At 60.8% G+C, this 10,562-nt stretch carries 9 protein-coding genes; 3 read left to right on the top strand and 6 right to left on the bottom strand.

Going from position 1 to position 10,562, the window contains the following annotated elements:
• The 5 genes from APH41_RS27515 to rfbB all read right to left on the bottom strand — a co-directional run.
• The coding region (locus tag APH41_RS27515) for a cache domain-containing protein (protein ID WP_371262648.1) at positions 1 to 759 on the bottom strand (759 nt) is incomplete at its 3' end.
• Positions 760 to 793: 34 nt separating this feature from the next.
• A complete protein-coding gene (gene rfbD, locus APH41_RS27510) occupies positions 794 to 1,663 on the bottom strand; it encodes a dTDP-4-dehydrorhamnose reductase (protein ID WP_054922635.1) in 870 nt (289 codons plus the stop codon).
• Complete coding sequence (gene rfbC, locus APH41_RS27505; protein ID WP_054922633.1) at positions 1,660 to 2,205, bottom strand: dTDP-4-dehydrorhamnose 3,5-epimerase; 546 nt, start codon at positions 2,203 to 2,205, stop codon at positions 1,660 to 1,662. Before rfbC ends, rfbD begins: the two co-directional genes overlap by 4 nt.
• Positions 2,202 to 3,077, bottom strand: coding sequence for a glucose-1-phosphate thymidylyltransferase RfbA (gene rfbA / locus APH41_RS27500; protein WP_003187717.1), 876 nt, complete (start codon positions 3,075 to 3,077; stop codon positions 2,202 to 2,204). Before rfbA ends, rfbC begins: the two co-directional genes overlap by 4 nt.
• On the bottom strand, positions 3,074 to 4,156 hold the full coding sequence (rfbB, locus tag APH41_RS27495; RefSeq protein WP_054896641.1) for a dTDP-glucose 4,6-dehydratase: 1,083 nt from the start codon (positions 4,154 to 4,156) through the stop codon (positions 3,074 to 3,076). Before rfbB ends, rfbA begins: the two co-directional genes overlap by 4 nt.
• A gap of 153 nt (positions 4,157 to 4,309) precedes the next feature.
• Here rfbB and APH41_RS27490 point away from each other — a divergent pair, with 153 nt between their 5' ends.
• From APH41_RS27490 to APH41_RS27480, 3 genes are all read left to right on the top strand, one after another.
• Positions 4,310 to 7,219 (top strand): aminotransferase, encoded by a 2,910-nt coding sequence (locus APH41_RS27490; protein ID WP_054922630.1) that lies wholly within the window; start codon positions 4,310 to 4,312, stop codon positions 7,217 to 7,219.
• Positions 7,220 to 7,340: 121 nt separating this feature from the next.
• A complete protein-coding gene (aguA, locus tag APH41_RS27485) occupies positions 7,341 to 8,447 on the top strand; it encodes an agmatine deiminase (RefSeq protein WP_054896639.1) in 1,107 nt (368 codons plus the stop codon).
• 235 nt (positions 8,448 to 8,682) lie between these two features.
• Positions 8,683 to 8,898 carry a hypothetical protein gene (locus APH41_RS27480; RefSeq protein WP_054922627.1) on the top strand — a complete coding sequence of 72 codons (216 nt, stop codon included), beginning with the start codon at positions 8,683 to 8,685 and terminating at the stop codon, positions 8,896 to 8,898.
• A 319-nt stretch (positions 8,899 to 9,217) separates the two neighbouring features.
• Here the strand turns inward: APH41_RS27480 and APH41_RS27475 are convergent.
• The coding region (locus APH41_RS27475) for a TonB-dependent siderophore receptor (protein WP_156359105.1) at positions 9,218 to 10,562 on the bottom strand (1,345 nt) is incomplete at its 5' end.

Here is a 10,562-nt window from a genome sequence, read left to right as displayed (position 1 = left end):
CAGCCAAGCGCTGCTGCTGAGGCTCAACGGCTGCGGGTCGCGGGTGGGGTAGGGCTGGATAGCAATGATGGCCTGGCGTTCTTCGGCGGTCAGTGGCCGCGTGGCGCGGAATCGCCATTGCGGTCGCGAAGTGAGGATCACCACGCCGTTGTGGTCGGTGACCAGCAATTGTTCCGGGGTATTGCCCCACAGGCTTTCGGTGTGGTCCAGGTCGACCTTCACCACCAGCACGCCGATGACGGTATCGCCGTCACGCACCGCGGCGGCGAAGAAGTAGCCGCGCTTGGCCGAGGTGGTGCCCAGGCCGAAGAACCGGCCGAGGCGCCCGGCCATGGCTTCGCTGAAATACGGACGGAAGGAAAAGTTGCGCCCCACAAAGCTGTCTTGTTTGTCCCAGTTGGACGCGGCGAGGGTTTTGCCGGTGGTGTCCATCAGATACATCACCTCTACCCCGGCCTGGGCGGCGACGTCCTTGAGCAACTGGTTGGCATTGACCAGGTGGGTGCTGACGTGGGGCGCGCCCAATGCAGTGCGCAGGGCCGGTAAGTCCCCGAGGATCTGCGGCAGTATTTCATAGCGGTGCAGGGTGCCCAGCAAGTTGGCGACGTAGAGGTCGAGGGTCTGGCGGTTTTGCCCGGCCAGCTCGCTGCGGTAATAGCGCTCGGCCAAATGCTCCAGCGGCCACAACAGCGGTGCCAGGCACAGAGCCAGCAGGGCGAGGCTGCGCCAGCGGGGTCTTCGCGGAAGGGGTGGGGTCATGGAAGTCGCGCCTGTGGGTACAGGCGCATTATGCCTAGTGCTGCTGTGCAAGACACTCGTGCAATGCGTCTTGCCACTGGGGCTGGCTGACGTGCCATTGCTGTTGCAGGCGGGTGCAGTCCAGGCGCGAGTTCAGCGGGCGCTTGGCGGGGGTCGGGTAGGCGCTGGAAGGGATCGGCTCCAGCTCGGCGCAGGCCTTGCCCTCGGCGCGCAGTTGCTCGCCAATGGTTTGGGCAAAGCCGAACCATGAAGTCTCACCTTGGGCAGTGAGGTGGTAAACACCCCAATCCCCTGCCTTACCGGCCTGCCACTGCTCGATCAGCACGCGGGTGCTGTTGGCGATAGTCCCGGCCCAGGTCGGTGCACCGATCTGGTCGGCCACGATGCGCATCTGCGGTTTTTCCTGCAGGAGGCGCTGCATGGTCAGCAGGAAGTTCTTGCCGTGGCTGGAATAGACCCAACTGGTGCGCAAGATCAGGTACTCGCCGCCTGCAGCCGCAATCGCCTGCTCACCCGCCAGCTTGCTCTGGCCGTAGACACCCAATGGGTTCGGCGTGTCGCTTTCGGTGTACGGGGCAGGTTTGGTGCCGTCGAACACGTAGTCGGTCGAGTAGTGAATCAGCGGGATACCCAACGCCTTGGCCTCTTCGGCGAGGATTCCGGGGGCGATGGCATTGATGGCGAACGCAGCGTCCGGCTCGCTCTCGGCCAGATCGACGGCGGTGTGGGCCGCAGCGTTGATGATCAATCCAGGGCGATGGGCGCGCACTTGCCGGCGGATAAGGTCTGCGTCTGTCAGGTCAAGCTGGTCGCGGCCCAGGACGAGGAGTTCGCCCAGGCCCTTGAGCCGCTGTTGCAGCTCCTGGGAGACTTGGCCGTGTTGGCCGGTGATGAGGATTTTCATGGGAACAAGTCAGCTTCCATCAGCAGTTTGCCGACCTGATCCTTGGCGGAGAGTTGCGGCGGTTCGGCCAGCTCCCAGTCGATGGCCAGCGTCGGATCATTCCAGAGAATGCTGCGCTCGGCGCTTGGCTGGTAGTAGTCGGTGGTTTTGTACAGGAACTCTGCGTACTCACTCAACACCACGAAACCATGGGCGAAGCCTTCCGGCACCCAGAGTTGGCGATGGTTCTGTGCCGACAGGCGGACACCCACCCACTGGCCAAAGTTGGGTGAGCTGCGACGGATGTCGACCGCTACGTCCAACACTTCACCGTAGGTAACACGTACCAGCTTGCCCTGAGTGTGTTCAAGCTGATAGTGCAAACCTCGCAGCACGCCTTTTTGCGAGCGTGAGTGATTGTCCTGCACGAAATTACGCTTGAGCCCGGTGGCCGTTTCAAAGGCGCGCGCATTGAAACTTTCGTAGAAGAAACCGCGTTCGTCGCCGAATACCTTTGGCTCGAGGATCAGTACGCCGGGTAGTGTGGTTTCAACTACATTCACTGGGTCTCTCCGGCAAGCGAGTAGAGGTATTGGCCGTAGCCGGTCTTGCCAAAGTACTTGGCGCGTTCCAGCAGATAATCACGATCGATCCAGCCATTTTCATAGGCGATCTCTTCCAGGCAGGCCACTTTCAAACCCTGGCGGTGCTCGATGGTCTGAACGTAGGTCGAGGCTTCCAGCAGGCTGTCATGGGTGCCGGTGTCGAGCCAGGCGAACCCACGGCCGAAGCGTTCAACGTGAAGATCGCCACGCTGAAGGTAGGCATTGTTGACGTCGGTGATCTCCAGCTCGCCGCGGGGCGAAGGCTTGACCGCCTTGGCGATCTTGATCACGTCGTTGTCGTAAAAGTACAGGCCGGTCACGGCATACGGTGACTTTGGCTTTGCCGGTTTTTCTTCGATGGAAAGGGCGCGGCCCTCTTTATCGAAATCAATCACACCGAAGCGCTCCGGGTCTTTCACCCAATAGCCGAAAACAGTAGCGCCCGAGGAGCGCTCGGCTGCGGTGCGTAACTGATCGCCAAAATGCTGGCCGTGGAAGATGTTGTCCCCGAGAATCAGGCACACCGCGTCATCACCGATGAACTCTTCGCCAATGATAAATGCTTGAGCCAGCCCGTCCGGGGAAGGCTGTTCGGCATACGTGAAACGCACGCCAAACTGGCTGCCGTCTCCCAGCAGGTTTCGGTACTGCGGTAGGTCTACCGGAGTGGAGATCACCAGAATGTCCTTGATGCCTGCGAGCATCAGCACGGATATCGGGTAGTAGATCATCGGCTTGTCATACACCGGCAACAGCTGTTTGGACACTCCCAACGTAATGGGGTGTAGGCGAGTGCCGGAGCCGCCAGCCAATACAATTCCCTTCATCATGCGATTAGATCCTTCAAGTCGGTGTTGCCCAATCGTTCTCCCTGATAACTGCCGTCCTGGACCCTGCTGCACCATTCCAGATTATCGAGGTACCACTGTACGGTTTTGCGCAGGCCGGTCTCGAAGGTTTCTTCCGGGACCCAGCCCAGTTCGCGTTCGATCTTGCTGGCGTCGATGGCGTAGCGTTGGTCGTGGCCTGGGCGATCCTTGACGAAGGTGATCAGGTCAGTGAATTTCTCCACACCGGCTGGGCGTTGCGGCGCCAGTTCTTCCAGCAGGGCGCAGATGCCACGTACCACGTCGATGTTCTTCTGTTCGTTGTGGCCGCCGATATTGTAGGTTTCGCCCACAACCCCAGTGGTGACCACTGTGAGCAGCGCACGGGCATGATCCTCGACGAACAGCCAGTCACGCACCTGCAGACCATCGCCATACACCGGCAGTGGCTTGCCCGCCAGGGCGTTTAGAATCACCAGCGGGATCAATTTTTCGGGGAAATGGAACGGCCCGTAATTGTTCGAGCAGTTGGTCAATAGCACCGGCAGGCCATAGGTGCGCTGCCAGGCGCGTACCAGGTGGTCGGACGCTGCCTTGCTCGCGGAATACGGCGAGCTCGGTGCGTAAGGCGTGGTCTCGGTGAAGAGGTCGTCCACGCCGTGCAGGTCGCCATACACCTCATCAGTGGAGATGTGGTGGAAACGGAATGCGCTTTTTGCCGGCTCTGCCAGCTTCTGCCAATAGGCTCGCGTGGCTTCCAGCAGGCTGTAGGTGCCAACGATGTTGGTCTGGATAAAATCCGACGGGCCGTCAATGGAGCGGTCGACATGGGACTCGGCCGCCAAGTGCATGATCGCATCGGGTTCGAAGCGTGCGAGCAAGGCGCTGACGGTGGCCTGGTCGATGATATCGGCCTGGACAAACTCATAGCGGCTGTTGGACGCGATGCTGGTCAGCGACTCGAGGTTGCCGGCGTAAGTCAGCTTGTCCAGGTTGAGCACCTCGTGCTCGGTGTGCTGGATCAGGTGGCGGATCAGGGCTGAGCCGATAAAGCCAGCGCCGCCAGTAACGAGAATGCGCATATCGGAGGGCCCTTTCCTTTGATAGACATTATGCGGATGAAGCATAGCTTGAGTGGTGCGAGCCGGGTGGTGCAAGCGCTGTATTACTGGGGGGTTGCCTTGTGCCCCTGAACAATGGCGATATAGACGCCTGAAAAAACAAAGGTCGTCACAATGTCGTTAGCCACGTTGACCCACCGTGCCAGCTTGCCTTGCCCACAAGTAACCCCCGAGCAAGCAGCATGCCTGCTCGAGCGGCACTATGGTATGGCGGGCAAATTACATTCATTGGGCAGTCAGCAAGACCTCAACTATAGAATTGACAGCACGCGGGGCCGCTTCGTTTTGAAAATCTGCCGGGGTGACTACGCCGCGGTTGAACTTCAAGCCCAGCACGCAGCGCTCAACAGCCTGGGCGCGCATGCCGGCCTGCGTGTTCCCAAGGTCATCCAGACCTTGGCGGGTGAGGAGTTGCTGACGGTCAACGTCGATGACCAAACCCTGCACCTGCGGCTACTGGACTACATCGACGGCCAGCCCCTGACGCATTTACCCCACCTGAGCCGCACCGTGATCGAAGGCTTTGGTGAGCTGTGCGGGCAGATGAGCCTCGCGCTGGCAGGTTTCGAGCACCCAGGCCTTGCGCGCACCCTGCAATGGGACCCGCGCCACGCGCAAGCATTGATCACCCACCTGCTGGCAACCTTGCCCGACCTGCCGCAGCGTGCTGCTTTGGAGCAGGTAGCCAGGCAGGTCGAGGCGCATGTCCAGCCGTTGGCGGCACACCTGCCTTGGCAAGCGGTGCACATGGACATCACCGACGACAACGTGATGTGGCAGTGTGATGCCCAGCGGCACTGGCGCATACAAGGCGTGATCGATTTCGGCGATCTGGTGCACACCTGGCGAATTGCCGATCTGTCGGTGACCTGCGCGGCGCTGTTGCACCATGCCGACGGTGATCCATTTGCTCTCTTGCCGGCGATCCAGGCCTGCCACGCGGTCACGCCGTTGCAGCGCGAAGAGCTGGAGGTGTTGTGGCCGTTGATCGTCGCTCGCGCGGCGGTGTTGGTGCTCAGCAGTGAGCAGCAGCAACGCCTGGACCCGGACAACGTTTATCTAAAGAAAAACGCCGAACACGAGTGGGAAATCTTCCATATCGCCACGTCGGTGCCCTTCGAACTCATGCAAGCGGCTATTCTGCGCAGCGTCGGCAAAACATTACCGCCCGTCGCCAACCAAGACTTCGCGCCTTTATTGCCAGGCTTGGTGGGCCGCGAGTTTGCGCTGATCGACCTGGGCGTACTCAGCCCGCATTTCGAGGCTGGCAATTGGGAGACTCCCGGCATCGATCGGCGCTTGCTGGATCAAGCGGCGACGGTGCATGGGCTGGCGGCCAGTCGTTATGGGCAATACCGCTTGTCGCGCACCCGCCCCGACAGTGCGCTAGAGCCCGAGACCTTCCCCCTGCATGTCGAACTGCATCTGCCCCACGGCACGGTGCTGGAAGCACCCTTTGCGGGAATGCTGCGCGAAGGTACCGACGGCTTGCTGTGTTTGCACGACAGCGGCCTGAGCCTGCGCCTGTGGGGCGTGCGCACATCACTCAAGCCGGGCGCAACCCTGGTCAAAGGGCAGGTGCTGGGCGAGGTTCATGCGCCGTTGACTGTGCAGTTATGCCGCGCCGACCTTGAGCCACCGCTGTTCTGCACACCTTCCCGGGCGTTGGCGTGGCAGGCGTTGTGCCCGTCACCCGCAGCGCTGTTGGGCCTGGCCTGTGATGCGGAGCCGGAACTAGACCCAGAAGCTCTGCTGGCCCGGCGTGATGCCAGCTTTGCCCGCTCCCAGAAGCACTACTACGCCGACCCACCGCGTATCGAGCGCGGCTGGCGCAACCACCTGATTGATATGCAGGGCCGATCCTACCTCGACATGCTCAACAACGTGGCCGTGCTGGGCCATGGCCACCCGCGCATGGCTGAAGTGGCGGCTCGGCAGTGGTCGTTGCTCAACACCAACTCGCGCTTTCACTACGCGGCGGTTGCCGAGTTCTCCGAGCGCCTGCTGGCGTTGGCACCGGAGGGCATGGACCGGGTGTTCCTGGTCAACAGCGGCACCGAGGCCAATGACCTGGCGATTCGTTTGGCCTGGGCCTACAGCGGCGGGCGCGACATGCTCAGCGTGCTGGAGGCCTATCACGGCTGGTCGGTGGCGGCGGATGCCGTGTCCACGTCGATTGCCGATAACCCCCAGGCCTTGAGCAGCCGCCCGGATTGGGTACACCCCGTGACCGCGCCCAATACCTACCGCGGTGAATTCCGCGGGCCGGACAGCGCGCCGGACTATGTACGAAGTGTTGAGCATAACCTGGCGAAAATCGCCGCGAGCCAGCGTCAATTGGCCGGGTTTATCTGTGAACCGGTGTACGGCAACGCCGGTGGCATCTCCCTGCCAGCGGGTTACCTGCAACAGGTGTATGGCTTGGTGCGTGCCCAGGGGGGCGTGTGCATCGCCGATGAAGTGCAGGTGGGTTACGGCCGCATGGGGCATTTCTTCTGGGGGTTTGAACAGCAGGGTGTGGTGCCTGACATCATTACCATGGCCAAGGGCATGGGCAACGGCCAGCCGTTGGGCGCAGTGATTACCCGCCGAGAGATTGCCGAGGCGCTGGAGGCCGAGGGTTACTTCTTCTCGTCATCGGGAGGCAGCCCGGTCAGTTGCCGGATCGGCATGGCAGTGCTGGACGTGATGGAAGAGGAAAAGCTGTGGGAAAACGCCCAACTGGTAGGCGGGCATTTCAAGGCACGACTGGAGGAATTGATTGATCGCCATCCACTCGTCGGTGCCGTGCACGGTTCGGGCTTCTATCTGGGCCTTGAACTGGTGCGTGATCGCCACACCCTGGAGCCTGCGACGGCAGAAACCGCCTTGTTGTGTGATCGCCTGCGGGAGCTGGGGATTTTCATGCAACCTACCGGTGATTATCTGAATATCCTCAAAATCAAGCCGCCGATGGTGACGTCCAGACGCAGCGTGGACTTCTTTGTGGACATGCTGTCGAAAGTGCTGGATGAGCAACTGTGATTTATCGATTGTTATCGGCTATTTTTTGCAGGCGCGAGCACCTATCATGTTTTTAGTTTGTTAAAGCCGATTTTTATCCATTATAAAGTTGCCCTTCACCCCATTCGGAGCCCTGATCGCCATGACCACCTTGCACAGCACACCTCGCGCCGATGGCTTTCACATGCCTGCCGAATGGGCGCCCCAGACCCAGACCTGGATGATCTGGCCCGAGCGCCCAGACAACTGGCGCCTGGGCGGTAAGCCTGCTCAGGCGGCCCATGTGACGGTGGCCAAGGCCATCGCACGTTTTGAGCCGGTGACCGTCGCGGTCTCCGCCAGCCAGTACGAAAACGCCCGTGCCCGCCTGGACGTACCCAATATCCGCCTGGTGGAAATGTCCAATGACGACGCCTGGGTTCGCGACACCGGCCCCACTTTCGTGATCAACGGCAGTGGAGAAGTACGGGGTGTGAACTGGGACTTCAACGCCTGGGGTGGTTTTGACGGCGGCCTGTATGCACCGTGGAACCGCGATTCCCAGGTGGGAGGCAAGATCCTCGAGATGGAGCGCGCACCGCGTTACCGCACTGAAGGCTTTGTGCTTGAAGGCGGTTCGATTCATGTCGACGGCGAAGGCACCCTGATCACCACCGAAGAATGCCTGTTGAACCGCAACCGCAACCCGCACCTTGATCGTGCGGCCATTGAGGCGGTGCTCAGCGATAACCTGGCGGTAGACAAGATCATCTGGTTGCCGGATGGCCTGTTCAACGACGAAACCGACGGCCATGTGGATAACTTCTGCTGCTACGTGCGCCCGGGCGAAGTGCTGTTGGCCTGGACCGATGACCCGCAAGACCCGAACTACCCACGCTGCCACGCAGCCATGGACGTGCTGCAACGCAGCACCGATGCCCAGGGCCGCTCGTTCATCGTGCATAAAATGCCGATCCCGGGTCCGCTGTATGCCACTGAGGAGGAATGCGCCGGGGTAGACCTGGTTGACGGTAGCCAGGAGCGTAATCCGACCGTGCGGTTGGCCGGTTCCTACGTCAACTTCCTGATCGTCAATGGCGGCATCATCGCGCCGAGTTTCGATGACCCGTTGGACGATCAGGCCAAGCAAATCCTGCAGAACCTGTTCCCACAACATGAAGTGGTGATGGTGCCGGGCCGCGAATTGTTACTGGGCGGGGGCAATATCCATTGCCTGACCCAACAGCAGCCAGCTCCGCAGCGAAAGTGAGTGCAGTTGTAACAGCGCCTTGATGGCGTACGAGCAACGCGCGTTTGCAGTGTTCCCCACAAGCCCGCGACCCAGCCCGGTCGCGGGCTTTTTCATGTCTGCATGCCGGTGAACAGGGCACATTGGCATAGCTCTTGTATCGCTGTGGTTACAGTGGCCCAAGGGGGATGACCGTGCAGTTCTGTCACAAACCTTGAGTAAGTTAGCCGCTCACGCAGCAGGAGAGAGCGCTGAAATGAATGCCGATGTCCACCTGATGAACACGCGTACGTTCCACCCTTTGCGGGTCGACGCAGACGCCATCCATGCGTTGGCCCTTTGGTTGAAGGCGAACGGCTCGCCACAGGTCAGGCAATTGCCTGATTTGCGCAGCGTGATGAGTGAGCGCTACCCGGTTGGGTTGTTCACGGAGGACGAAGTGCAGGCGTTGTGCGAGTTGATGAGCAACTAAAGAACACACCTGAAACCGACTGTGGGAGCTGGCTTGCCTGCGATGGCGGTGGTTCAGTTGAAGATTGGGGGACTGGCACACCGCTATCGCGGGCAAGCCCGCTTCCACAGGGATCTGCGCCAGGCGCTGATTTTTTGGACAATATCTAACCAGTGTGGGAGCTGGCTTGCCTGCGATGGCGGTGGTTCAGTTGAAGATGTGGTGACTGGCACGCCGCTTTCGCGGGCAAGCCCGCTCCCACAGGGATCTGTGCCAGGCGCTGATGTTGTGGGCAATGCCTAACCAGTGTGGGAGCAGGCTTTGGTTCCCATGAGGCGTGTCAGAAGCTGTAGGTACCGGTGACCACCAGGCTTCGCGGCTCGCCTGGTTGAATCTGCGCCGCACTGGTCGCCGAGGCGTAGTAGTTTTTATCAGCGATATTGTTCAATGCTGCCCGCACGTCCCATTCTTTCTGACGGAACCCGGCCAGCGCGTCCCAGCGACCATAACCAGGCAACACCACGGTGTTGAGGTTGTCGGCGTAACGATCGCCCACCAGGGTCAAACCGGTTTCCGCGTACCAGCCCATCTCCGGCTTCCAGGTGATGAACAGGCTGGCGTTGCGCTTGGCCACGTCGCTGATCCGTTTGCCCTCAAACCCGTTGTTGTCCTTCTCGACCTTGGCATCTTGCAGGCCTACGCCGCCGCGCACATACCAGTTGTCGACGATCTTGCCGGTGGCGGTCAGCTCCACGCCGCGTGAGCGCTGTTCGCCGGTGAGCAGGGTAATGGTACGGTCCAGCGGGTCGCTGGTGCGGCGGTTGTAGAGTTCCAGCTCGTACACAGCCAGGGTGGTGCTCAGGCGCTCATCGAACCAGTCGCTCTTCACGCCGATTTCTTTTTGCTTGGTCAACTCCGGGCTCAGGTCGTTGACGTTGCCGGTGGCGTTCGGCGTGATGCCGATCAGGCCGCCGCCTGCTGGGGTGAAAGTCTTGCTCCACGAGGCGTAGAACGAGTGGTGCTCCAGGGGCGTCCACACCAGGCCGACGCGCGGGCTGGTGCTGTGGCTTTTCACGTTCTGTTGGATGTCGAGCAGCTTGTTGGTGGTGTCCACTTCGAAGCGGTCGTGACGCAGCCCGCCCAGCAGTTGCCACTGGTCATTCAGGCGCAGTTGGTCCTGTATGTAGAGGGCGCGGCTTTCGACTTCGGTGTGGTTGTTACTCGACAGTCGCATGCTCCCGGTGTGGCTCAGGCGGCGATTGGGTTGGTTGAGGTCCAGGCTCGGCACCGTCTTGCCATCGCGAGCGGAGTACAGCTTCGGATCACGGCGCTGGCTGCCCAGCTCAATACCGGTGAGCAGGCGGTGTTCCAGGCCAAAGGTGTCGAAACCGCCCTCCAGCTCCACGTTGTTGAACACGTTGCGGGTGGTCAGGTCCTGCTGCCAGTGTTGGCGGCTGACGGTGTTGGTTTTCGGGTCATAGCCGGTCTGGTAGGTATTGTCGAAATCGCTGTCGAGCTTGAACACGCCGAGGGTGTGGCGCAGTTGCCAGTCGGCGTTGAGCTCGTAGGCGAGTCTGGAACGCAGGGACTGGGACTTATCGTCGATGTAATCGCCGTGATCAAAGTAAGTGGTGCTGCGGCTCACATCCGCCGGGCGCCCGTTGACACCAGGAATGCCACGGTCT

The sequence above is a fragment of the Pseudomonas sp. NBRC 111138 genome, from assembly GCF_001320835.1.
Taxonomy (GTDB): domain Bacteria; phylum Pseudomonadota; class Gammaproteobacteria; order Pseudomonadales; family Pseudomonadaceae; genus Aquipseudomonas; species Aquipseudomonas paracarnis.
The sequence above is the reverse complement of the archived record's forward strand: the minus strand, read 5'-3'. Positions and strand labels throughout refer to the sequence as shown.

What these genes read in the sequence shown, in the direction of transcription:
- rfbD (WP_054922635.1), bottom strand. Translation starts at nt 1,663, where the DNA reads ATGAAAATCCTCATCACCGGCCAACACGGCCAAGTCTCCCAGGAGCTG.
- APH41_RS27490 (WP_054922630.1), top strand. Translation starts at nt 4,310, where the DNA reads ATGTCGTTAGCCACGTTGACCCACCGTGCCAGCTTGCCTTGCCCACAA.
- aguA (WP_054896639.1), top strand. Translation starts at nt 7,341, where the DNA reads ATGACCACCTTGCACAGCACACCTCGCGCCGATGGCTTTCACATGCCT.
- rfbB (WP_054896641.1), bottom strand. Translation starts at nt 4,156, where the DNA reads ATGCGCATTCTCGTTACTGGCGGCGCTGGCTTTATCGGCTCAGCCCTG.
- rfbA (WP_003187717.1), bottom strand. Translation starts at nt 3,077, where the DNA reads ATGATGAAGGGAATTGTATTGGCTGGCGGCTCCGGCACTCGCCTACAC.
- APH41_RS27480 (WP_054922627.1), top strand. Translation starts at nt 8,683, where the DNA reads ATGAATGCCGATGTCCACCTGATGAACACGCGTACGTTCCACCCTTTG.